Raw genomic sequence first — 24,560 nt, 5'->3', positions numbered from 1 at the left:
CCCGTACGGGGCGGGCTTCGCGACAGCGCCCCGCGTTGCGTTCTGCGTCTCACCGGGTACACAGGTTCGCCGGCTGTCGCGGAGCCCGCGGCAGGCCGCCGGAACGCGGGTGGAAAGCGAAGAGCATCATGGCCGGTGGGATCGAAATCGCCTTTGAGCCGCTGTCGTCGCGCGGCCGGGGCGGCGACGTCGTGGTATTCGTCGGCGACGACCTCGCCCTGTCGGGGGCTGCGGCCGAGATCCTGGGGCGGTCCGGCGCCGAGCTGGTCGCCCGCGCCGCCGCGAGCGAGCGCTTCAAGGGCAAGGCGCAGAGCGCGCTGGCCCTCCCGGCCCCGGCGGGCGTGGAGGCCGACCGGCTCGTGGTGATCGGCCTCGGCTCCGAGAAGGACCGCGCCAAGACCGACTGGACCGTGCTCGGCGGCTTCACCGCGGGCAAGGTCGGCGCGCGCGAGAGCCGGATCGTGCTCGACTGGCCGGGATTTGCCGGCAGCGCCCGCGATATGGCCGACTTCACCCTCGGCGCGCGCCTGCGCCACTACCGCTTCGACCAGTACAAGACCAAGAAGAAGGACGAGGACGAGGCGGGGACCGCGCTGACCCTGCTCGTCGCCGACCCGTCCGCGGCGCGGGCCGCCGCGGGGGCGGCCGAGGCCGTGGCCGGCGGCGTGATGCTGGCCCGCAACCTCGTCAACGAGCCGCCGAACGTCCTCTATCCGGAGGAATATGCCCGCCGCGTCTCCGAGCTGACGCGCCTCGGCGTCGAGGTCGAGATCCTCGACCTGGCGCGGATGCGGGAGCTCGGCATGGGCGCCCTGCTCGCGGTGGCCCAGGGCTCGGCCCGCGAGCCGCGGGTGGTGATCATGCGCTGGAACGGCGCGGACGACGCCTCCGAGCCGCCGCTGGCGCTGATCGGCAAGGGCGTGGTGTTCGATTCCGGCGGCATCTCGATCAAGTCGGCCGGCGGCATGGAGGACATGAAGGGCGACATGGGCGGCTCGGCCGCGGTCGTCGGCACCCTGCACGCGCTGGCCTCGCGCAAGGCCAAGGCGAACGTGATCGGCGCCATCGGCATCGTCGAGAACATGCCCGACGGCAATTCCTACCGTCCCTCCGACATCGTCACCTCGCTCTCGGGGCAGACCATCGAGGTCATCAACACCGACGCGGAAGGACGTCTCGTCCTCGCCGACGTGCTCTGGCATGTCCAGGCGACCTACAAGCCCAAGGCGATGATCGATCTGGCCACGCTGACCGGCGCGATCATCGTCGCGCTCGGCCAGGACATCGCCGGCCTGTTCTCCAACGACGACGCGCTCTCGGCGCAGATCACCGCGGCCGGCGAGGCGGCGGGGGAGAAGGTGTGGCGGATGCCGCTGATCCCGGCCTACGACAAGGCGATCGACTCGAAGTTCGCCGACATGAAGAACACCGGCGGGCGCCACGGCGGCGCGGCGACGGCGGCGGCCTTCCTCAAGCGCTACGTCAACGACGTGCCCTGGGCCCATCTCGACATCGCCGGCGTGGCGATGGCCTCCACCCCCTCCGAGATCAACCGGAGCTGGGGCGCGGGCTGGGGCGTGCGCCTGCTCGACCGGCTCGTGCGCGAACACTACGAGCGGTGAGCCGGGCGGGCGCGCTCCCCGCCGGGGCGGGGGCCGGTCCGGTGGGCGAACGGACGTCGTCGCGGCGAGGCGCCTGGGCCGTCGCCGCGACGCCGCTGCTGGCGGCGCTCGCCGCCCTGTTCGCGGTCTTCCTCACCGGCTTCGATCAACGCAGCGCGATGCCGCCGGACGTGGCGGCGCGGTTCTACGGCTTCTTCCTCGACCGCTACCCGCTCTTCGCCTTCGCGCTGGTCTACGGACTCGTGCGCATCCTGGCCGCGATGCTGGCGCCGGGCCCCGCCTCGGTGGTCCGGCGCCTCATCGGCGGGGGCATCGGCCTCGCTCTGGTGCTCGCGGTGAGCCTACACCCGACCTTCGGCGGACTCGTGCTGCGGGCGGGCTTCGGCACCGGCAGCGGCGCCTTCCTCAACGGCACGCCGATGGCGATCGCCTACACGATGGGGGCGGGCGCCGCCGCCGGCCTGTTCGGGCTGGCCACGGGGCTCGGCGCGCGCCTCGCCGGCCGGCCGGGTCCGGCGCTCGGCGGCAGCCGCTGGCGCCGGGCCGGGTGGGCGCTGCGCGGTTGGATCGCGGGCTTCCTCGCCCTCTGGTTCGCCGCGGCCGTGATCGGGCTCGCCCGCGACGCCGGGTTCGGCCCCTGGCCGCGTCGGCCGCTCGATGCCCGCGACCTCGTCGTCGCCGCGGGGCTGCTGACGCTCGCCGCGCTGCCGCACGTTCTGCTCGTGGCCGCGCGTCGCCGGCCATCGCGGCGGCCGGGCTGAGCGCAACACAATGCCGGCGATGTCTCCGGCCGGGCGGCCCGGTGTGGGTTGATCGAACGCGCCGGAAACGCTTAAGCCTCGACGGGAAGCGGCGGTGCCGGCACGAGGCCGGCCCCCATAAGCCGCGTGCCACAGGGCAGGAGGGACGAGGATGGCGCAGGACCGGAGCGCGGAGCGCCCTTGGCTGGCTGCCTATCCCCCCGGCATTCCCGCCGACATCGACGCCGACTCGGTCGGCACCGTGGTCGATCTGTTCGACCGCAGCGTGCTGCGCTTCGCCGAGCGCCCGGCGATCACCTGCTTCGGCGCGAGCCTGCGCTACCGCGAGGTCGGCGCCGCGGCCCAGGCAGTGGCGGCGTGGCTCGCCGCCAACGGCTACGGCAAGAGCCGCGGGGAGATGAGCCGCGAGACGGGCGCCGACGGCATCGGCGACCGCGTCGCGGTGATGATGCCCAACGTCCCGGCCTGCCCGGTCACGCTGCTCGGCGTGCTGGTGGCGGGCTGCACCGTGGTCAACGTCAATCCGCTCTACACCCCGCGGGAGCTCGCCGCGCAGATCAACGACTCCGGCGCCCGCGTCCTGTTCGTGCTGGAGAATTTCTGCCGCACGGTCGAGCAGGCGCTGCCGCAGATGCCGGGCCTGGAGCGGATCGTCGTGGCCGGGCCCGGCGACCTGCTCGGGCTGAAGGGCCGGATCGTCGATCTCGTCTCGCGGCGGGTGAAGCGGGCGGTGCCGCCCTACGCCCTGCCCGCCGGGCGCACCCTGCGGTTCGAGGCGGTGGTGCGGGCCGGCCGCGGCCTCAAGCGCCCCGCGGTGGCGATCGAACCCGGCGATGTCGCCTTCCTGCAATATACCGGCGGCACCACCGGCATCGCCAAGGCGGCGATGCTGACCCACCGCAACGTCATGGCCAATGTCGAGCAGAGCCGGGCGTGGTTCCGCGGCTCGGCGGAGGACGGGGACGGGCGCGTCGCGGTGACGGCGCTCCCGCTCTACCACATCTTCGCGCTGACCGCCTGCTTCCTGTTCTTCTTCCGGCTCGGCGGCTGCTGCCTCTTGATCCCCAATCCGCGCGACCTCGACGGCTTCGTGAAGACCCTGAGCCGCACCCGGTTCACCAACTTCGCCGGCGTCAACACGCTGTTCAACGCGCTGAACAACCACCCGAAGATCGGCACGGTCGATTTCTCGAAGGTGGAGTACGTGGTCGGCGGCGGCATGGCGGTGCAGTCGGCGGTGGCCGCCCGCTGGAAGGCGATCACCGGCCAGACCATCCTCGAAGGCTACGGCCTGTCGGAGACTTCGCCGGTGGTGAGCGTCAACCCGCTCGGGCTCGCCGACTGGACCGGGACGATCGGCTATCCGCTGCCCTCGACCGAGGTGACGATCCGCGCCGAGGACGGCACGGTGCTGCCCTTCGGCGTGCCGGGTGAACTCTGCGTGCGCGGCCCCCAGGTGATGGCCGGCTACTGGAACCGCCCCGAGGAGACGCGGGCGGCGATGACCGCCGACGGCTTCTTCCGCACCGGCGACGTGGCGGTGATGACGCCCGACGGCCAGATCCGCATCGTCGACCGGATGAAGGACATGATTCTCGTCTCCGGCTTCAACGTGTACCCCAACGAGGTCGAGGACGTGCTGGCCACTCATCCCGCCGTGGTCGAGTGCGCCGTGGTCGGCGCGCCCTGCGGCGAGAGCGGCGAGATGGTCGTCGCCCACGTGGTGCTGCGCGATCCCTCGGTCGAGCCCGACGCGCTCCGGGCGCATGCCCGCGCCAGCCTCACCGGCTACAAGGTGCCGCGCCGGATCGTGCTGCACGAGACGCTGCCCAAGACCAATGTCGGCAAGGTGCTGCGCCGGGCGCTGCGGGAGGAGGGCGCGCCGACCCAGGGGTGAGCGGCGGCCCGCTGTCCGGATGTCGAAGCGTGACCGAGTGGATGTCCGGGCACCGATGGTTCCGTTCGATTGCTCCCCCGGAGCGCATCCCGAGGGGGCGGCGGCCGGCTCGTCGGAAGAACGCGCGTCGGAACAGCAACCGGGAGACGCCGGCCCGAGAAAGTCAGGTCGGATACGGCTCTGACGCGCCCGGCCCTCCGGCCGGTCACGCGCCGGCGACGCCTTGGCCGATCATGTCGCCCGGCACGATGATCCTGTCGTACTGCTCCTCCGTCACCGCGTCCGACTTGAGGGCGGCCTCCCGCAAGGTCGAGCCGCTGGCCTGAGCCTCCTCGGCGATCTTCGCCGCGGCCTGATAGCCGATCACCGGCGAGAGCGCGGTGACGAGCATCAGGTTGTTCTCCAAGTAAGCCTTGATCCGGTCCCGATCGATCTCCGTCTCCTCGACCGAATACGTGCGGAACTTCTCGCAGCCGTCGGCGAGGATCGTCGCCGAGTGGAGGACGTTGTTGATGATGATCGGCCGCATGGCGTTGAGCTCGAAATTGCCCTGCGAGCCGGCGAAGGCGGTGGCGGTGTCCTCGCCGATCACCTGGATCGCGATCATCACCATCGCCTCGCACTGCGTCGGGTTGACCTTGCCCGGCATGATCGAGGAGCCGGGCTCGTTGGCCGGCAGCTTGAGTTCGCCGAGACCGCAGCGCGGGCCGGACCCGAGCCAGCGCATGTCGTTGGCGATCTTCATCAGTGCCACCGCCGCACCCCGCAGCGCGGCGGAGGCCCGCACCATCGCGTCGAGCGAGCCCTGCGCCATGAACTTGTTGGGGGCGGTGACGAAGGGCTTGCCCGTCAGCTCCGCGATCTTGGCCGCGACGTTGCGCGAAAAGCCCTCCGGCGCGTTGAGCCCGGTGCCGACGGCGGTGCCGCCGATGGCGAGCGCGTAGAGCCCCTCCCGCGCGCGCTCGATCTCGGCCTGCGCTGCGCGCAGCTGCGCGGCCCAGCCCGACCATTCCTGGCCGACCGAGAGCGGCGTCGCATCCTCCAGATGGGTGCGCCCGACCTTGACCACGTCCATCCAGCGGTTGGCCTTCGCCTCGATCGCCGTGGCGAGCCTGGACAGTTCGGGCAGAAGGCGCTCGTCGAACAGCGTCACCGCCGCCAGGTGCATCGCGGTGGGGAAGCTGTCGTTGGAGGACTGGCCCATATTGACGTCGTCGTTCGGCCCCACCGGCTGCTGGCTGCCGAGCGTGCCGCCCAGCAGCTGGATCGCCCGGTTCGACAGCACCTCGTTGACGTTCATGTTCGACTGGGTGCCCGAGCCGGTCTGCCAGACGAAGAGCGGGAAATGCGCGTCGAGCGCCCCCGAGATCGCCTCGTCGGCGGCGCGCACGATGGCCTCGGCCTTCCATTGCGGCAGGCGGCCGGCCTCGGCATTCACCAGCGCCGCCGCCTTCTTGACGGTGCCGTAGGCGCGGTAGACCGCCTTCGGCATCCGGTCGCCGCCGATGGAGAAGTGCTTGAGCGAGCGCTGCGTCTGCGACCCCCAGTAGCGGTCGGCGGGCACCGCGACCGTGCCCATGGAGTCGAACTCCTCGCGGGTGCCCTCGGCATCGAGGCCGACGGGCACGTCCCGCATCGTCGGATGGCCCTTGCCGCCGTCCCGCTTGTCCGTCCTGCTCATGGCGGCCTCAATATCCCGGCGTGTAGCTGAGCGACTCGATGAAGGCCCGGATGTCAGTGGGGCGCTTCACGGTGGCGAGGCCGCGCTCGAAGATGGATTCGGCCACCCGCGTCGCCGTCGTCCGTTCCGTCTCGAGGATGTTGTTCTGGCGCGGGAACAGCATGCCCTTGTCGCGGTCGGCCTGGCTGACCTGATCGGCCGTGGCGCGCGCCGCCTCGATGAACATCGCATCATCGATCCGCTTCGGCTTCGTGGCCTGGACCGCGAGCCCAATCGCCGGGAAGATGTAGAAGTTGTTGGCCTGTCCCGGATGGAAGGTCCTGCCGTCCAGCGTCACGTCGGGGAGCGGCACGCCGCAGGCGACGAGGGCCTTCCCGTCCGTCCATTCATAGGCCTGCTCGGGCGTGCATTCCGCCTTTTCGGTGGGGTTCGATAGCGGGAAGATCACCGGCCGCTCGCAGGTCCTGGCCATGGTCCTCACCACCGCCTCGGTGAAGAGGCCGCCGACCGTCGAGACGCCGATCAGGATCGTCGGGCGGATCTGCTTCACCGCGTCCGTGAGATCCTCGGTCGGCTTCCAGTCATGCGCGAACGGCTTCTGCGACGCGTTGAGGTCCTTGCGGCCCTTCTCGATCAGGCCGCCGATGTCGAACAGGGTGATGCGCGCCCGCGCCTCGCCCTCGCTCAGGCCCTCGCCCCGCATCGCCTCGACGATCATGTCGGCGATGCCGGTGCCGGCCGAGCCCGCCCCCGCGAACAGGATGCGCTGGTCGGCGAGCGCCTCCCCCTTGATCTGGAGGGCGGTGACGATGCCCGCGAGCGCGACGCTCGCCGTGCCCTGGATGTCGTCGTTGTAGACGAGGTACCTGTCCCTGTAGCGTTCCAGCAGCCGGATCGCGTCGTCGCCCTTCCAGTCCTCGAAATGCACGCAGACACCGGGGAACACCGCGTTGGCCGCCTTCATGAAGGCATCGACGATCGCGTCCACCGCGTCGGGCTCCGGCGGCTCCTCGCGCAGCCCGGTATAGAGCGCGTCGGCGCGGAGCGCCGCGTTGGTGGTGCCGATGTCGAGATGGATCGGCAGCAGCCCCTCGGGCGGCACGCCGGCGCAGGCGGTGTAGAGCTGGAGCTTGCCGATCGGGATCGGCGCGCCGTTGGCGCCGATGTCGCCGAGGCCGAGGATGCGTCCGCCGGACGAGACGCAGATGAAGCGCACCTCCTTCACCGGCCAATTGCGCAGAACCTCCTCGAAGCGCCCCTTCATGTGCCGGTTGAGGTACATGCCCTGCGGCCGGCGATAGATGTGCCCGTAGGTGAGGCAGGCCTCGGCGATGGTCGGATCGTAGACGATCGGCACGAAGCGCGCCGGATCGGACATCACGGTTGCGTAGAACAGCGTCTGATTGCTGTTGCTGAGCTCCTGAAGGTAGATGAAGCGCTCGATGTCGTTCGGCTTGGCGCCGAGATGGCCGAGCACCCGCTCGACCTGTCGATCCAGGGTTTCGACGGCGGTGGGGAGCAGGCCTTCGAGCCCGAGAGACGCGCGCTCCTCCTGGGTGAACGCGGTTCCTTTGTGCATCGAGGTGTTCACTCCGCCCGCTCCCTTGGCTGCGACGTTCCGGAAGACGAATTCCGGCACCCCAATAGTTCACCGCCGACTTGGTTGCCGCGCAATGACTTTTTTATTGATATGTAACAAGCACGCGCGGCATGAACACTGAATTACCCTGAGGATTTATATTTTTGATATCGCTATAGCCACGATATATAAAGCATTATGGTGCCAGAAGCCGGCAAATTCGCTCGGTTCGATGAGGCGCCTCCCTGCATCGGAAGAACCCCTGCGTCGACTGATCACGTCATTGAACAAAAACGTCTTTTTGACTGGGAACGGTCGTGCCGGACCGTCCGATCAGGTTCCTGAACGCAGCAAAATTCGCCCCTCCGCTCGAACCCGTCGCACCATTGTGCAGTGCGGAACCGGGCCCGGCAGCGATCATTGCCCCTGGACGAGGAGGTGATCGATGGCGGAAGCCCACGCGTTCTTCGATCGGCTGATCGGCTGGATCGTTCAGTGGCCCTGGTGGCTCGCGAGCCCGATCCTGATCGCCGGCTGCTGCGCGCTGGTGCTGCCCCTGCACGGGGTGGCCTATCGCTTCGCGCAGAGGGCCGCGAGCGGGAAGAGCCTGTTCTGGCGCTCGCTGGTCTCGCGCACCCGGGGGCCGAGCCGGCTCGCCCTGCTGGTCGTGGCCCTGGCGCTCGCGGTCTCGACCGCGCCCCTGACCTGGGAGATCCGGCTCGTCCTCAATCAGGTGCTGCTCGTCGCCTTCGTGACGCTCGCGGGCTGGACCTGCGCCACGGCGATCCACATCGCGACCGTGATCTACCTGCGCCGGTTCAAGCTCGACGCGGAAGACAACCTGCTCGCCCGCAAGCACTTCACCCAGATGCGGATCCTTGAGCGGGCGGCCCTGACCATGGTGGCCATCGTCACCGCGGCGATCGCGCTGATGACCTTCGAGCCGGTGCGGCAATACGGGGTCAGCCTGCTCGCCTCGGCGGGGGCCGCCGGGCTGATCCTCGGGCTGGCGATGCAGCCGGTGCTCTCCAACCTCGTGGCGGGCATCCAGATCGCCATCACCCAGCCGATCCGGATCGAGGACGCGATCATCGTCGAGAACGAGTGGGGCTGGGTCGAGGAGATCACCGCTACCTACGTGGTGGTGCGGCTGTGGGACTGGCGCCGGCTCGTGCTGCCGCTGACCTACTTCATCCAGAAGCCGTTCCAGAACTGGACCCGCGAGGGCGCCTCCCTGATCGGTTCCGTGTTCCTCTACGTCGACCACCGGGCGCCGATCGAGGCGATGCGCAGCGAACTCCGGCGGATCGCGGCGGCGTCGCAGCTATGGGACGGCAACGTGGTCAACCTGCAGGTCTCGGACGCGCGGGAGGGCGTGATCGAGCTTCGGATGCTGGTGAGCGCCCGCAACGCCCCCCAGACCTGGGACCTGCGCTGCGAGGTGCGCGAGAAGATGATCGGGTTTCTGCAGAAGGAGCATCCCTCCGCCCTGCCGCGCCAGCGGGCGGAATGGGTCGAGACCGATCCGCCCGAGCCCGACCGGCGAACCGCGCCCCGGGCCGGCAACGAGCCCGGCATCCGCGGCGAGCGCCCGATCCGCAGCGATCCCCGCGCCGCGGCGGCCTGAACGGGGAGGGGCCCGGTGCGGTCGATCCCGCACCGGGCCCCTCTCTCGTCAGGCCGCCAGGGCGGACCGGCTCAGCAGCTCGCGTGGCCGCACTGGCGCACGTCGTTGATGGTCTTGCGCATCGGCTCGACGCCGACCGCGCCGGGCAGGATCTCGTCGCCGATGACGAAGGCGGGGGTGCCCGACAGGCTGAGCTTGTCGCCGAGGCCGACATTCTCGGTCAGCGCGGCCTTCACCTCCGGTCCCTGCGCGTCCCGCTTCAGGCGCTCGACGTCGGCGCCGAACTCACGCGCCACCGCGATCGCCCGCTCGCCGTTGATGCGGCCCTTGGTCTCGAGCAGCTTGGCGTGGAAGTCGAACATCTTCTCGGGCTTGAGCTGGAGCTTGGCCGCCAGCGCGATCCGGCTCGCCTCCAGCGATTCGGCGCCGAGCACGGGGAAGTCCTTGAGCACCACGCGCAGCTTCGGATCGGACTTGATCAGGGTCTGCACGTCGGTGAAGGCCTTGCGGCAATAGCCGCAATTGTAATCGAAGAACTCGACCAGGGTGACGTCGCCGTTCGGGTTGCCGGCGACGATGCCGTGGGGCGAGTTGGTCAGCGCCTCGCGCGATTCCTTCAGGGCGGCGGCCTGGGCGAGCTTCTGCGTCTCCTGGGCCCGGCGCTCGCCCTCGGCGATCGCCTCCTGCAGCACGTCGGGATTCTTGACGAGGTAATCCTTGACGATGCCCTCGATCGCCTTGCGCTGGGCATCGGTGAAGGGAGCGGCCTCCTCCGCGCGGGCGCCCGCGGCCGCGCCGAGCGCGAGACTGCCGGCGAGGGCGAGGGCGGAAACGGAGCGGAACAGCGTCATCGATACCTCGAAATGCGTGTCGGGACGAACGCCCGGCCGGAACGGTCGACACCGATCGACGGGGCGGTCCAACCGGCCCCGCGCGACGGAACTATGGCACAGCGCGACCCCCGCGCCGATGCGAAACGGATCTCGGCGGGTGCCGCACCCCGGAAGGCCGATATCCGGTCGTGCGCCAGGGCTGCGGCGATTTCACGGCACCCGTCCTTCACCTTAAAATTCCACCGAAGATCGCATCATATTATCGATTCGCTAAATCATGCACGTCAGCCTCTCCACCGGCCGCGATGAAGCCGGGATGGGCGAGACGGGGGGCACAGCGTGATCGTCGTCGTGAGCGACCGCCCGGATCGGAGCCAATCCCTGGTCGATGCCGTGCGCGCCGTCGCCGAGTGCCGGGTCGTGGGCACCGAGGAGACCTGGGATCGGATCGGCCCGCTGCGCGGCGTGATCGCCGACATCACCCTGAGCCGCCCCGAGGCCAAGCGCTGCCTGCGCCTGCTGACGAGCCGGCCCGCGCGGTCGCGCGCGCCCCTGATCTGCCTGACCCGCGGCAGCGGACATTCCGCCTTCACCGAGGCGCGCAATCTCGGCGCCACGCTCTGCCTGTCGGCTCTGGCCGAGCCGCGCATGGTGGTGGGCTCGCTGGTGCGCGAGGTCTGGCCCGAGAAGTCGGTGGCCGACCTCGTCATCACCCGCGAGGCGGAGCGGGCCGGCGCGCTGATGACCAACCTGTTCGCCTCCGCCCAGGCCGGCGCCGTCGACATGACGAACGTGGAGCAGGGCGTCGACCCGGTGCTCGGGGCGATCCAGGAGGGCGGCCTGTCGCGCTGGCTCGATGAGGTCTGGGCGCATGACGACGTGACCTTCCAGCACTGCCTTCTGGTCTCCGGCGTGGTCGCGGCCTTTGCCCAGAACCTGGGCCTCTCCGCCGCGGACAAGAAGCTCATGACCCGGGCCGCCCTCGTGCACGACGTGGGCAAGTCGCGCATCCCCCACGTGATCCTGAACAAGCCGGGCCGCCTCGACGACGACGAGCGGGCGGTGATGCAGACCCATGCCGCGATCGGCCACGAGATTCTCGACGCGTCGGGCGGTTGCGACCCGGTGACGCTGGCGGTGACGCGCCATCACCACGAGATGCTCGACGGGTCGGGCTATCCGGACAGGCTGTGCGCCAGCGAGATCGGTGATCCGGTGCGCCTGCTGACGATCTGCGACATCTACGCCGCCCTGATCGAGCGGCGTCCCTACAAGGCACCGATGTCGAGCCGCGACGCGCTCTCCATCCTGGCGGGCATGGACGGCAGGCTGGAGGGCGGACTGGTGCAGGCGTTCGGCCGGGCGGTCCAAGAGACGCCCTGACGTCGCCTTCGGCTCTCCCATGATAGCGCCGGGCCGATCTCCACCCTCGGCAGGGTCGCCGAGGCTCGGCCGGACGCCGCTCGCCTGATCGGAGGAAACCCGCCGTTGAGCGGGGCGCCTTCAGGGTCTACCTGCATCCGGGTCCCGCCTCTCCCGTGAGGAGCCCCGCCTTGAGCCCCGATCCCGTCCTCTCGCGCCGCGCGCAGGCCGTCGCGCCCTTCCTGGCGATGGACGTGATGGCCGCGGCCGGCGCCCGCGAGCGGCGCGGGGAGGGCGTCGTCCACATGGAGGTCGGCCAGCCCTCGGCCCCCGCGCCCCAGGCGGTGATCGCGGCGGCGCAGGCCGCCCTCGCCGACGGGCGCATTCCCTATACCGAGGCGCTCGGGCTCCCGCGCCTGCGCGAGCGCATCGCCCGGCACTATGCCGAGACCTACGGCGTGCGCCTTTCGCCGGAGCGGGTGGTGGTGACGACGGGGTCATCGGCCGGCTTCGTGCTCGCCTTCCTCGCCCTGTTCGACGCGGGCGCGCGGATCGGCGTGCCGCGCCCCGGCTACCCGGCCTATGACGGGATCCTGCGCGCCCTCGACCTGATCCCGCAGCCGCTGACCCTGCGGGCCGAGGACCGCTACGCCCCGACCCCCGCCCTGCTGCGCGAGGTCCATGCCGCACACAACCTCTCGGGTCTGCTGGTGATGAGCCCGGCCAACCCGTCCGGCACGGTGATCGAACCGGCCCGCCTCGCCGAACTCTGCGCCACCGCGCGGAGCCTGCGGCTGCCCTTCATCTCCGACGAGATCTATCACGGCCTCAGCTACGGCGTGCCGACGGCGACGGCCCTGCAATTCGACGCGGGCGCCGTCGTCATCAACTCGTTCTCGAAGTTCTACTGCATGACCGGCTGGCGGGTCGGCTGGATGGTCGTGCCCGATGCCCTCGTGCGTCCGGTCGAGCGGCTGGCGCAGAACCTCTACATCTCGGCGCCCTACCTCTCGCAGGTCGCGGCGCTGGCCGCCTTCGACACCCTCGACGAGATCGTGCCGATCCGCGACGGTTACGCGGCCAACCGCGCCCTGCTCCTCGACGCGCTGCCGGCCCTGGGCTTCACCGGCATCCACCCGGTGGACGGCGCCTTCTACCTCTACGCCGACATCGCCCGACTGACGGACGACGCCAGCGCCTTCTGCCGGCGCATGCTCGACGAGGCGGGGGTGGCCGCGACGCCCGGCCTCGACTTCGACCCGGAGGAGGGCGGCCACCACATCCGCTTCTCCTTCGCCGGCTCGCAGGCGGACTGCGCCGAGGCGGTGACGCGGCTGAAGGGCTGGCTGGGCTGAGGCGTCTCAGAGCAGCACCGGCACCGCCAGGAAGGCCGGGCTCTGCCAGGGGGCTCCGGCCGCGGTCGCCCTGAGCGCGCCGAGGGCGGGGCCGCGTGCGTGACCGGCACGACCATCGAGCGCACCGCGACACCCTGCGCCGGGCTCGCGGTTCGGCGGCCCTGAGCGAACACGGCCGGCGGCAGGATCGCGGAGATCCGCCACGAGCAAACCCGCACCGCCCTCCGCTCTCCAGGGGGAAGACCGGAGCGTTACAGCCGGAGCGGGCTGGGCGGGCCGACCGGCTGCGGTGACCGACGGGTCAGGGGCCCAAACCAAACCCGCTTGACCGTGCGAAGAGCGGCTGAGGGTGGCGACCAGCCCCTGTCCCTTTCCCCCTCAGGGGCCGTTCGGGCTCTCACTCGACTCGGTCGTAGGCGGACGGACCGTGTCGACCCAAGTGGGACATCTGGAAGATCGCCCCGGTGTCCATAAAGCGGTTCGATGGCGGCATCACGTGGACCATGGGCGTGGTGGATCCCGTTTCCGGGTCTGCGAAGGCCTGCCGTGCCTGTGGGACATCAATTCTCAGGTCACGGAAAATTTTAATCGCAGCCTGTACCGATTAGCGAAGTCGTCGGCGTACCCTGTCAGGGCTCAACATGGTCAGGGTGACAGATGATTCTGAGAACCGCCGCCCTCAATGTCTATGCGCTGCTCGTTGCTGCGTCCGCCCCGTTCACCGTCGGAAGTGCCATCGCCGAGTCGGAGGTGACGCGCGGGCCACCCCGAGTTCCGTCCGAAATAATCATCTACATCCATCCCGAGGTAACGGATCGAGATTTTGTCGGTCCGCTCGTCTGCGAACTTGAGAAAGTCCTGGTTGCCCCGGTTTCAGCGAAAGACCTTCCGTTGCTACTCGGCTCCGGTCTCAAAGCTACACAAACCCAGCTCGACGCTACCCAAGTTGCTGATCGGTTCCGGCAGGCGACCATGGCCGAGGGCGACAGCTCTGCTTTCAAGCATTTTATTATGGCCCAGGATATAACGGTGCGACCCTATAATTATCTATTTGCATCTACATTTGGAATTGACGGCGAAACCAGCCAACTACAGATTATCTCGACTGCTCGAATTGCATCGCGGTACTCGAAACCACCGACGGCCGCGCAAATCGCACTAACGACCCAGCGTCTCTACAAAATAATAATCCGATCGATCGTCCAGAGTACGGGCAATGCGAGTTTGAGCGGATGCGTGATGTCTTTCGCGAACAGCATCGTTGAACACGACCGGAAATCGTCGGATTTTTGTTCCCCTGATCGCGCGCATTTGGTCCATCAGGGCGTGCTGAGGGAACGCGAAATCGATGGTTGCCAAGCCGTCGCGCAGGGCAAAAGCCGAGGTCTCGTTTCGTTTTCAAGATTAGAATAGTTGGCCGGAAAGTCGTGTCGATCCTTACAAAAATGCCTCTTAAATTTTCAATCCGCACGCGACATACGGAACTTTTCGACATCTCAGATCACGAATGCGAATGCCTGCTGGCCAAAATTTCAGCGGCCATCGGCATCTTGGATGAGACCACAGCCCGTTCCGGTCGCAGGCCTCTGATGCACCAAGCAGCCCTCAAGCCGACATTTCAATTTCTCGTATATAGAGAGCGAGCGGGCGCGACCGCATCGTCCGCTTCCTCTCGCTCGGAAGCCGGCAGGCAGAAATCCACCTGTTCCAATCGGACTCTCAGGCCCGCTATGCGGCCGGAAAGCAGACCTTCCTCGGGTCTGCAAAGGCTCGAAGGCAGCCCTCCGCACGGTCGAGCGGGTTGAGTTTGGACCCGAGGCGTCACCGTCGCTTCACCCGATACAGCATCGGGCCGAGGGGCGCCCCTGCGGCCGAAGGGTAGCCCGACGCCGGCCCCGCAACCGAGTGGACGAGCCGATCGCGGTCATCGTTCGATGAACCGCTTCCCTACGGCGCTGCCACGCCGGATCTTGCCGACGCGGCGCCCGGGCAGGATCTGGATCCGCCATCCGGAGGGGGCGGCCAGAGCCGGATTAGTTTCTCAGTTCGCGCTTCGGCCCAGTCCGTGATCGCCTCGGCGATGCTCGCGAGACACCCGCTCCGCCGCACGCGCGAGGCGGCGCAGTCGGTGACCGGGCGTCTCGCGAGGCTTCTCACTCGCCCGTGAGCGCCGCCTTGGTGCGCGACCACCAGCCGGCCCGCTTCGGGCGGTTCGGATCCGGCGGCGTCAGCACGACCGCGACGGGTTCCGGCGCGGGCTCCGGGGCGGCCGCCTCGGTCGCGGCCTCGGCGACGGACTCGGCCCGGATCGGCTCGGCTTCCGGCGCCGGGGCGACCGGGGGCCGTTCGGCGGCGCTGCCGTTCTCGGCGGCGAGTGAGACGGTGCTCACGTCGGCGTCGCTGACCGGCTCCTCGGGACCGACCGGAAGGGCGTCGGAGGCGGTTTCCTCGGGATGCGCCTCGGGCGCGGCCCCGTTCGTCTCGGAATCCTGCTCGGAATCCGAGTCCGTGTCCGAGCGGCCGTTGCGCTCGGTCCGGCCGCGGCCGCGGCCGCCCCGGCGCCCGCGACGGCGGCGGCGTCCATTGCCCTCGGCGTCGTCGCCGGCTTCACCGGCCTCGGCAGCCTCGGACGCGGTCTCATCCCGCTCGGCCGCGGCCTCGACGACCTCCGCCTCGGCGACCTCGGCCCCGGCTTCGGGCGCATCCTCGCCGTCCTCGACGCCGTCCTCGGAATCGGCGCCGTTCTCGTCGCCGTTCTCGTCGCCGTTCTCCTGCCGCGCGCGGGCCTCGCCCTCACCGGAGGCACGCCCGCCGCGACGGCGGCGGCGGCGGCGGCGGCGTCCGCCGCCCTCCTCGGATCCGTCGGCGGCCGACCGCTCCTCGGCGCCGCCCTCCGCCTCGGACTCGGCCTCGGCCGTGATCTCGGCCTCTTCGTTCTCTTGGCCCTCTTGGCCCTCGACGGCGTCGTCCTCGAACTCCTCGGCCTCGTAGACCGGCGAGATCGCGACCGCGCGCACGCCCGTGGCCGGGCCGACCTGCTTCACCGCCGGCTCGCCGCGTTCGAGCTGGAAGGCCGAGGTCGCCGTCAGCCGCTCGTCGGCGGAGATGGTGATCGCCACCTGGAAGCGCTGCTCCAGGTCGTAGAGGTGGGCCCGCTTCTGGTTGAGGATGTAGAGGGCGATCTCGGTGCGGGTGCGCAGCACGAGGTTGTGGCTCGACGACTTGAGCAGCGCCTCCTCGATCGAGCGCAGGATGTGCAGGGCCACCGACGAGGTCGCCCGCACGAAGCCCGAGCCGCCGCAATGGGCGCAGGGAATCGAGGAGGATTCGAGCACGCCGGTGCGGATGCGCTGGCGGCTCATCTCCAGCAGGCCGAAGGGCGAGATCCGCCCGACCTGGATGCGCGCCCGGTCGTTCTTGAGCGCCTCGTTGAGCCGCTTCTCCACCGCGCGGTTGTTGCGCTTCTCCTCCATGTCGATGAAGTCGATCACGACGAGGCCGGCGAGATCGCGCAGGCGCACCTGGCGGGCGACCTCCTCGGCCGCCTCGAGGTTGGTCTTGAGGGCGGTGTCCTCGATGTCGTGCTCGCGGGTGGCGCGGCCGGAATTCACGTCGATCGAGACCAGGGCCTCGGTCGGGTTGATGACGAGGTAGCCGCCGGAGCGCAGGGCGACGTGGGTCGAGAACATCGCGTCGAGCTGCTGCTCGACGCCGTAGCGGGCGAAGATCGGCGTCGGGTCGCGATAGGGCTTCACCACCTTGGACTGGCCGGGCATCAGCATCCGCATGAAGTCCTTGGCCTCGCGATAGGCGTCTTCGCCCGAGACCAGAACCTCGTCGAGATCCTTGTTGTAGAGGTCGCGGATCGCCCGCTTGATCAGCGAGCCCTCCTCGTAGACCAGCGCCGGGGCGGTCGAGGACAGCGTCAGCTCGCGCACGCTCTCCCACAGGCGCATCAGGTACTCGAAGTCGCGCTTGATCTCGGGCTTGGTGCGGGTGGCGCCGGCCGTGCGCAGGATGATCCCCATCCCCTCCGGCACGTCGAGGTCGGCGACCACTTCCTTGAGGCGCTTGCGGTCGGCGGCCGAGGTGATCTTCCGCGAGATGCCGCCGCCGCGACCGGTGTTCGGCATCAGCACGGAGTAGCGGCCGGCGAGCGACAGGTAGGTGGTGAGCGCCGCGCCCTTGGTGCCGCGCTCCTCCTTGACGACCTGGACGAGGATGATCTGGCGGCGCTTGATCACCTCCTGGATCTTGTAGTGGCGGCGATAGGCGCGCGGGCGCTCGGGGATCTCGGCGAGCGCGTCACCGGAGCCGCCGACCTGCGCGACCCGCCCCTCGCCGTCCTCGTCCTCTTCCTCGTCGTCCGAATCCTCGTCCTCGGACTCGTCGTCGTCCTCATCCTCGTCGTCGGACTCGTCCTCGTCGTCCTCATCCTCGTCGTCCGAGTCTTCGGAGTCCGAGTCCTCGGCGTCCTCGTCCGACTCGACCTCCTCGGCCTCCGCCTCGGAGACCGGCGCCGTGGCGGCGACGGGCTGCGGCTCGATCGTCTCCGCCTCGGTGGAAGCGGCCTCGGTGGAAGCGGACGCGGCGTCGGAGGCGTCCGCCGCCTCGGCCGGCGGGTTCGGCGCCTCGGAGATCGCGGCGATGTCGGAGGGCTCGACCGCGGCCTCGGTCGCGGCTTCGCCGGACGGTTGGGACGCCGCGTCGCCGGCCGGCGCGCCGGGCTCCAGCGCGGCCTCGGGCAGGCTGGCGGAGGCGTCGCCGCCGGGCTCGACCGGCGCGGGCGCCTCGGCGCCCTCCACGGCGGGCGCGTCGCCCTCGGGCCGCTCCTCGACGAGGGCGGCGCGCACCGCCTCGATCGCCTCCGGGGCGGGCGCGTCGGCCGCCGGCCCCTCACCGGGAATCGCGTCGTCCCCGGACACCGCGTCGGACACCGCCTCCTGCGACTTCACGGTATCGTCGTGGCGCGAGCCGCGGGCCTCGGCCCGGCGCCCGCGCGAGCGGCGGCCGCGCGGCGGGCGACGCTCCTCGCGCTCGCGGTGCTCCTCCTCCTCGCGCGCCTCGGCCTCGATCAGCGCGAGGCGGTCGGCCATCGGGATCTGGTAGTAGTCGGGGTGGATCTCGTTGAAGGCGAGGAAGCCGTGGCGGTTGCCGCCGTACTCGACGAAGGCCGCCTGGAGCGAGGGCTCCACGCGGGTGACCTTGGCGAGATAGATATTGCCCCTCAGAGGCCGGCGGTTGGCCGCCTCGAAATCAAATTCCTCGACCCGCGAGCCTTGTACGGTGACGACCCGGGTCTCCTCCGGATGCGTCGCGTCGATGAGCATCTTGTTGTTGGCCATGACGAACTTTCGACATGGCGGCCGACGTCGTTCTCCTCACGCGTGAGCCGCGCGGTCCCGGCGGGGCCTCCCCCGGCCCTGCGGCCGGTGGGAACTGGGCTCGCGCCGGCCTCGTCGCCGAGGCCGCGGATGGTGCGGGGAGGGGATTGCCGTCAACCGCCTTCTGGCGCCGGGCATCGGCGCGCTGGGGGTTGAACAGGGCCGGGGCGACGGAAGGGGCGAGGCGACGCGAAAACCGCGCGCCTTCGGCACGAGCAGCGGCAACCGATGCTGTGCGTCCTCCCATCCTGATCCGGCCTCGCGAAGATGGTGGGCCGGTTGAGCGGCCCGTACAGATTTCATGGGCGCGACCGACCCGGAACAATCGGGAGGCCGCGAATGCCGTGACACCCGCCCGGATGCCGGGAGGCGCCGACTGACGCTGCCAATTCGAGCGAGGTGGGCGCCGACATGCCCCGGGCGCGCCCGGGGGCCGCCGAAGCGCCAACCCGGGAATGGGGTCGATATCATTACAGAGTGTCGCGGGAGAATTGCAAGGGTTCCGTATGACGGCCCTCGACACTTCGTCACGGGAGCGCCACCGTTCGCGCTCTCCCCGTGAACCGGAGGTCGCCCTGCGGGCTTGAAGCAGGCGAGAGCCGCCGGCACCGCCGGGCGGCAGGGGAGGGCTTCGCGGTGTCGGCTCCGGAACAATCACTCGCCTCGGTGGCAAGGGAAGGGCGTGAGGCCCGCTACCGGGGGGATCCGGAAAGCGCCAATCCTCATCCGGACGGCTCCGAGGCGCATGCGGTCTGGCGACGGGCCTGGGAGATCCCCGACGGGGAGGCGGCGGAACGGGAGGCCCCCGAGCGCGAGCCCTCCCATCCGCGATCCTCGTCCTGAGGCACCGCGCCGGCGCCGGCAGCGAGGGCGAGGGCGGGACGGGACGGCCACAACCCCAGGTGGTGTCGCTCTTGCACAACAGCGGTTCCGGGATCGCAACCGGCGGGGTGAGGAACGGTTAACCATCCTGGCCGTATCCCGTATCGGAGGCTCCCCGGAACCTTGGCCGACCGATGCCGCACAGCACCCGCCTGCCCCGCACCGGACTTGTCCGTCACCTCGCCGCCCTCGCGCTCGCGGGCGGCCTGATCCTGGCCGCCGGCCCCGCGCCGGCCCAGGATGACCCGGCCGGCGGCGCGGCGGTGGCGATCGCCGCCGAGACCGCGACCCGGGACGGCACCACCCGCCTCACCCTCACCCTGTCGAAGCCGATCGAGGCGCGCGCCTTCGTGATGGAGCGGCCGGACCGGGCGGTGATCGACCTGCCCGAGGTCAATTTCCAGCTCGATCAGGAGACGGGCAAGCTGAGCGGCCGCAAGCGGGACGGCGTCATCGCCTCGTTCCGCTACGGCCTGTTCGCCCCGGGCCGCTCGCGCATCGTCGTCGATCTCGCCGGGCCCGCCGTGGTCGAGCCCGTCGAGACGACGAAGACCCGCGAGGGCGCGGTGCTGGTCTCGATTCCCTTCCGCAAGGTCGACCGCGACACCTTCCGCAAGGCGGCGGTGGCGGGCGATCCGAGCCCGGCCGCCTCCGCCAAGGCCGCGCCCGCGCGTGAGAGCGTCGACACCCGTCCGCTCATCGTCATCGATGCCGGGCACGGCGGCACCGATCCGGGCGCGATCGCCGCCACGGGGGTGTTCGAGAAGGACATCGTGTTCGGCTTCGCCCAGTCCTTCGCCGAGCGCCTGGAGCAGTCCGGCCGCTACCGCCTCGTGATGACCCGCGACCGCGACGTGTTCGTGCCGCTGGCCGAGCGGGTGCGGATCGCCCGCGAGGCCAAGGCCGACCTGTTCGTCTCGATCCACGCCGATTCGATCTCGGCCGCTCCCCAGGTGAAGGGCGCCACGATCTATACCGGCTCGGAGAAGGCGACCGACAGCGAATCCGCCCGGCTCGCCGAGCGCGAGAACCGGGCGGATGCCGCCGCCGGCACCGAATCCGGCGAGGGCCCGGCGGATGTGGCCGACATCCTCCAGGAACTGACCCTGCGCGAGACCCGCGGCTTCTCGGCGGGCTTCGCCGGCCGGCTGATGGGCCAGCTCTCGCCGGTGATGGAGATGAGCCCGAAGCCCCACCGCGAGGCCGGCTTTAAGGTGCTGCGCTCCCCCGACGTGCCCTCCGTGCTGATCGAACTCGGCTACCTGTCGAGCAAGAGCGATCTGGAGAAGCTGCAATCGGAGGAGTGGCGCGACCGGGTGACCGGCTCGATGGCCAAGGCGGTGGACCTGTTCTTCTCCGGCCGGGCCACCCTCTCGCGTCCGGCGCCGGTCGCGCCGAGGCGCTCGGCGGCGATCGCCCCAGTTTCACCATAGAGCCGGTGTCGATACGGGGCTCGACGAGCCCCCCGTCCGCCTGACAAGAGGCGCGGTCGCGCGGGGCCTCACCAGAGCCCGCGGCAGGCCCTCGCGCCCGGCCTTCATCGGCGCGCAGCGGACGAGCGACGGAACGGACCCCGGATGCGTTTCATCCTGCGATTCTTCGCCTTTCTGTTCTCGGCCGGCGCCGTGGTGTTCTGCATCGCCGCGGCGGTGGGCGCGTTCTTCTACTGGAAATACAGCCAGGACCTGCCCGACCACGCCGCGCTCGCCAATTACGAGCCGCCGGTGATGACCCGCGTCCACGCCGCCGACGGCTCGCTTTTGGCCGAGTACGCCCACGAGCGGCGCCTCTACCTGCCGATCCAGGCGATGCCGAAGATCGTGGTCGCGGCCTTCCTCTCGGCCGAGGACAAGAACTTCTACAAGCACGGCGGCATCGATCCCGAGGGCATCGTGCGCGCGGTGCTGACCAACGCCCAGTCCGGCAAGAAGCAGGGCGCCTCGACCATCACCCAGCAGGTGGCCAAGAACTTCCTGCTCTCCGCCGAGCAGACCTACGACCGCAAGATCAAGGAAGCGCTGATCGCCCTGCGGATCGAGTCGACCTACTCGAAGGACAAGATCCTCGAACTCTACCTCAACGAGATTTTTCTCGGCACCATCGTCCCGGGCCGCAACCTGCACGGCGTTGCCGCCGCGGCGCTCGACTACTTCGGCAAGTCGGTCCACGAGCTGACGATCAACGAGGCCGCCTATCTCGCCGCCCTGCCGAAGGGCCCGAACAACTACCATCCCTACCGGCGCACGCAGCAGGCCCTGGCGCGGCGCAACGAGATCATCGGCCTGATGGCCCAGAACGGCTACATCACCGCCGAGGAGGGAGCGGAGGCCAAGAAGCAGCCGCTCGGCGTCAACCCGCGCGTCGCCTTCCCCAACGCGGCCAACGCCAACTACTTCACCGAGGAAGTGCGCCGCGAGATCTCCGAGCGCTACGGCCAGAGCAAGCTCTACGAGGGCGGCCTCTCGGTGCGCGCCACCCTCGACCCGAAGATGCAGGCGCTGGCCCGCAAGGCGCTCATCGACGGCCTCGTGCGCTACGACCAGGCCCGCGGCTGGCGCGGCGCCGAGCACAAGGTCGACCTGACCGGCCGCGACTGGGGCCAGGCGGTGGCCGAGATGCCGGCGCTGAGCGACATCGCCCCCTGGCGGCTCGCCGTGGTCCTGAACACCAATGGCGGCGTGGCGCAGATCGGCCTGCAGCCCAAGCGCGAGGCCGGGGGCGCCCTCTCCAAGGAGCGCGAGACCGGCGCGATCACGGCGGAAGGCGTGAAGTGGACCGGCCGCCCGGTCGCCACCGCGCTGAAGGTCGGTGACGTGGTCTATGTCGAGGCGATCGATGCCGGCAAGGGCACCTACCGCCTGCGTCAGAAGCCTGAAGTGTCGGGCGCCATCGTCGCGATGGATCCCTATACGGGCCGCGTCCACGCCATGGTCGGCGGCTTCTCCTACGAGGAATCCGAGTTCAACCGCGCCACCCAGGCGATGCGCCAGCCGGGCTCGTCGTTCAAGCCGATCGTCTACTCGGCCGCGCTCGACAACGGCTACACCCCGTCCTCGGTGGTGCTCGACTCGCCGATCACCATCGAGGCCGGCCCCGGCCAGGAGGCGTGGTCGCCCTCGAACTACGACGGTAAGTCCGGCGGCCCGCACACCCTGCGCTACGGCATCGAGCACTCGAAGAACCTGATGACGGTGCGGCTCGCCAAGGACATCGGCATGCCGCTGATCGCCGAGTATTCCCGCCGCTTCGGCGTCTACGACGACCTGCTGCCGGTGCTGCCGATGTCCCTGGGGGCCGGCGAGACCACGGTGATGCGCATGGTCACCGCCTACTCGATGCTGGCCAATGGCGGGCGGCGCATCCGCCCGACCCTGATCGACCGGATCCAGGACCGCACCGGCGAGACGATCTACCGCCACGACAACCGCAAATGCGTCGGCTGCGACGCCGAGAAGTGGTCGGGCCAGGACGAGCCCAAGCTGGTGGACGAGTCCGAGCAGGTGCTCGACCCGCTCACCGCCTATCAGATGGTCTCGATCATGGAGGGCGTGGTCCAGCGCGGCACCGCGACGATCCTCAAGCAGATCGGCAAGCCGCTCGCCGGCAAGACCGGCACGACCAACGACGCCAAGGATGCGTGGTTCGTCGGCTTCTCCCCCGATCTCGCCGTCGGCGTCTATCTCGGCTTCGACAAGCCGCGCTCGCTCGGCGACCGCGCCACCGGCGGCGGGCTCGCCGCGCCGATCGCCCTCGACTTCCTCAAGGTCGCGCTCAAGGACAAGCCGCCGACGCCGTTCCGCGTGCCGCCGGGAATCAAGCTGATCCGCGTCAACGCATCGTCGGGCACCCGCGCCGGCTCGGGCGAGGGCGGCGGTACCATCCTCGAGGCGTTCAAGCCCGGCACCGCCCCGCCGGACGCCTACGTCGCTCCGGCCGCACCCGCCGCGGTGCCGCCGGATGCCGGCGCCGCCGCCCAGGCCGGCGGGGTGTACTGAACGCGAGACCTGCGACGACGAGCGAGACCTGAGACGAGAATGAGCCGCCCCCACCGGGGCGGCTCTTTTCGTTTCGGCCCGCTTCGACGACGGATCGTATTCAACGAAACGATCCTTCGCCCGAGCCGGTGCGGCGAGGAAGGGCGTTTTCGTTCCGATCAGAAAAAGATCCGATCATTCCTTTGACGACGCGTCGTTCTCCAGCGATTATCTGTATCAACGAGACGAACCAATAATAAAAACACCAATTCGTCTCAGATCTCTACAGATCTTTCCTCACGAAGACGAGCGACGTGCCGCCATGACTGCCGCCCTGACCGTCCGGACAGACCTTTCCTCGCCCGATCCGATCCGCTTCGCCTACTGGGTGCCCAACGTCTCGGGCGGCCTCGTCATCAGCCGGATCGAGCAGCGCACGAGCTGGGACATCGACTACAATCGGAAACTGGCGCAGATCGCGGAGGCCTCGGGCTTCGACTACGCCCTGACGCAGATCCGCTTCACTGCCGGCTACGGCGCCGAGTACCAGCACGAATCCGTCGCCTTCAGCCACGCGCTCGCCGCCGCGACCACGCGGCTGACCGTGATCGCCGCGCTCCTGCCCGGCCCCTGGAACCCGACGCTGGCGGCCAAGCAGATCGCCACGATCAGCCAGCTCACCGAGGGCCGCATCGCCGTCAACATCGTCTCGGGCTGGTTCTCCGGGGAGTTCCGGGCGATCGGCGAGCCCTGGCTCGACCACGACGAGCGCTACCGCCGCTCGGAGGAGTTCATCCGCTCGCTGCGCGGGATCTGGACCCAGGACAGCTTCAGCTTCCGCGGCGACTTCTACCGCTACAACGACTACACCCTGAAGCCGAAGCCGGGCGCGCGCCTGCCCGAAATCTTCCAGGGCGGCTCCTCGCGCGCGGCCCGCGACATGGCCGCCCGCGTCTCCGATTGGTACTTCACCAACGGCAACACGCCCGACGGCGTGCGGGCCCAGGTCGAGGATCTCCGCGCCAAGGCGGCCGCGAACGGCCATTCCGTAAAGGTCGGCGTCAACGCCTTCGTCATCGCCCGCGACACGGAGGAGGAGGCCCGCGCCGTCCTCCAGGAGATCATCGACAACGCCGATCCGGAGGCGGTCAAGGCCTTCGGCCACGAGGTGAAGAATGCCGGCGCGGCCTCGCCCGAAGGCGAGGGCAATTGGGCGAAGTCGAGCTTCAACGATCTCGTCCAGTACAACGACGGCTTCAAGACCAACCTGATCGGCACGCCCGACCAGATCGCCGGGCGCATCCTCGCCCTCAAGGAGGCCGGCGCCGACCTCGCCCTGCTCGCCTTCCTGCATTTCCAGGAGGAGGTGAAGTATTTCGGCGAGCAGGTGATCCCGCGGGTGCGCGCGCTGGAGGCCGCCCGCGAGCGCCGGGCCGAGGCGGCCTGAGCCACGCCCATTGGCCGTACATCCCTCTCCCCGCACGCGGGGAGAGGGCCGCGACGACCTCGTCGTCGGCGCGGCAAGGCGGCAGCCGACGGTGAGGGGGCTTGCCAGAAAGAGGCTCATCCGGAGCCGCCCCCTCATCGCCGCTCCGGCTACGCC

14 protein-coding genes are annotated in these 24,560 nt (G+C 69.8%); 10 read left to right on the top strand and 4 right to left on the bottom strand.

The window, feature by feature from the left end:
- The first annotated feature begins 128 nt into the window (after positions 1–128).
- From HNR01_RS25755 to HNR01_RS25745, 3 genes are all read left to right on the top strand, one after another.
- Positions 129–1,622, top strand: a complete 1,494-nt coding sequence (locus tag HNR01_RS25755; RefSeq protein ID WP_183670670.1) for a leucyl aminopeptidase — start codon at positions 129–131, stop codon at positions 1,620–1,622.
- Positions 1,619–2,383, top strand: coding sequence for a hypothetical protein (locus tag HNR01_RS25750; protein WP_183670668.1), 765 nt, complete (start codon positions 1,619–1,621; stop codon positions 2,381–2,383). The genes HNR01_RS25755 and HNR01_RS25750 overlap by 4 nt, the downstream gene beginning before the upstream one ends.
- 151 nt (positions 2,384–2,534) lie before the next feature.
- On the top strand, positions 2,535–4,280 hold the full coding sequence (locus tag HNR01_RS25745) for an AMP-binding protein (protein WP_153875642.1): 1,746 nt from the start codon (positions 2,535–2,537) through the stop codon (positions 4,278–4,280).
- A 205-nt stretch (positions 4,281–4,485) separates the two neighbouring features.
- Here HNR01_RS25745 and fumC read toward each other — a convergent pair whose 3' ends face one another.
- Both fumC and HNR01_RS25735 read right to left on the bottom strand, forming a co-directional pair.
- Entirely contained in the window at positions 4,486–5,961 is a 1,476-nt protein-coding gene (fumC, locus tag HNR01_RS25740; RefSeq protein WP_183670666.1) for a class II fumarate hydratase, read from the bottom strand.
- 7 nt (positions 5,962–5,968) lie between these two features.
- Complete coding sequence (locus HNR01_RS25735) at positions 5,969–7,540, bottom strand: NAD-dependent malic enzyme (protein WP_183670664.1); 1,572 nt, start codon at positions 7,538–7,540, stop codon at positions 5,969–5,971.
- A 445-nt stretch (positions 7,541–7,985) separates the two neighbouring features.
- Here HNR01_RS25735 and HNR01_RS25730 point away from each other — a divergent pair, with 445 nt between their 5' ends.
- Entirely contained in the window at positions 7,986–9,167 is a 1,182-nt protein-coding gene (locus HNR01_RS25730; protein ID WP_183670662.1) for a mechanosensitive ion channel family protein, read from the top strand.
- A 71-nt stretch (positions 9,168–9,238) separates the two neighbouring features.
- On the opposite strand, the gene HNR01_RS25725 is transcribed toward HNR01_RS25730, so the two are convergent.
- Entirely contained in the window at positions 9,239–10,018 is a 780-nt protein-coding gene (locus tag HNR01_RS25725) for a DsbA family protein (RefSeq protein WP_017484470.1), read from the bottom strand.
- Positions 10,019–10,339: 321 nt separating this feature from the next.
- Between HNR01_RS25725 and HNR01_RS25720 the strand changes: the two genes are divergently transcribed.
- The 3 genes from HNR01_RS25720 (at position 10,340) to HNR01_RS25710 (ending at position 14,130) form a co-directional block, all read left to right on the top strand.
- A complete protein-coding gene (locus tag HNR01_RS25720) occupies positions 10,340–11,383 on the top strand; it encodes an HD-GYP domain-containing protein (RefSeq protein WP_183670660.1) in 1,044 nt (347 codons plus the stop codon).
- 170 nt (positions 11,384–11,553) lie between these two features.
- On the top strand, positions 11,554–12,717 hold the full coding sequence (locus HNR01_RS25715) for a pyridoxal phosphate-dependent aminotransferase (RefSeq protein WP_183670658.1): 1,164 nt from the start codon (positions 11,554–11,556) through the stop codon (positions 12,715–12,717).
- 657 nt (positions 12,718–13,374) lie between these two features.
- Positions 13,375–14,130 carry a hypothetical protein gene (locus HNR01_RS25710; protein ID WP_183670656.1) on the top strand — a complete coding sequence of 252 codons (756 nt, stop codon included), beginning with the start codon at positions 13,375–13,377 and terminating at the stop codon, positions 14,128–14,130.
- A 740-nt stretch (positions 14,131–14,870) separates the two neighbouring features.
- Here HNR01_RS25710 and HNR01_RS25705 read toward each other — a convergent pair.
- On the bottom strand, positions 14,871–18,062 hold the full coding sequence (locus HNR01_RS25705) for an Rne/Rng family ribonuclease (RefSeq protein ID WP_183670654.1): 3,192 nt from the start codon (positions 18,060–18,062) through the stop codon (positions 14,871–14,873).
- Positions 18,063–19,117: 1,055 nt separating this feature from the next.
- Here HNR01_RS25705 and HNR01_RS25700 point away from each other — a divergent pair.
- From HNR01_RS25700 to sfnG, 3 genes are all read left to right on the top strand, one after another.
- The gene (locus HNR01_RS25700) at positions 19,118–20,416 is read left to right on the top strand and encodes an N-acetylmuramoyl-L-alanine amidase (protein ID WP_017484467.1); all 1,299 of its coding nucleotides are present in this window, start codon (positions 19,118–19,120) and stop codon (positions 20,414–20,416) included.
- A gap of 144 nt (positions 20,417–20,560) precedes the next feature.
- The gene (locus HNR01_RS25695; RefSeq protein WP_153875637.1) at positions 20,561–22,978 is read left to right on the top strand and encodes a penicillin-binding protein 1A; all 2,418 of its coding nucleotides are present in this window, start codon (positions 20,561–20,563) and stop codon (positions 22,976–22,978) included.
- A gap of 301 nt (positions 22,979–23,279) precedes the next feature.
- On the top strand, positions 23,280–24,404 hold the full coding sequence (sfnG, locus tag HNR01_RS25690) for a dimethylsulfone monooxygenase SfnG (protein WP_153875636.1): 1,125 nt from the start codon (positions 23,280–23,282) through the stop codon (positions 24,402–24,404).
- The last annotated feature ends 156 nt before the right edge of the window (positions 24,405–24,560 follow it).

It is taken from the genome of Methylorubrum rhodesianum, assembly GCF_014199985.1.
Classification (GTDB): domain Bacteria; phylum Pseudomonadota; class Alphaproteobacteria; order Rhizobiales; family Beijerinckiaceae; genus Methylobacterium; species Methylobacterium rhodesianum.
This window is presented reverse-complemented; position numbering and strand designations above follow the sequence as displayed.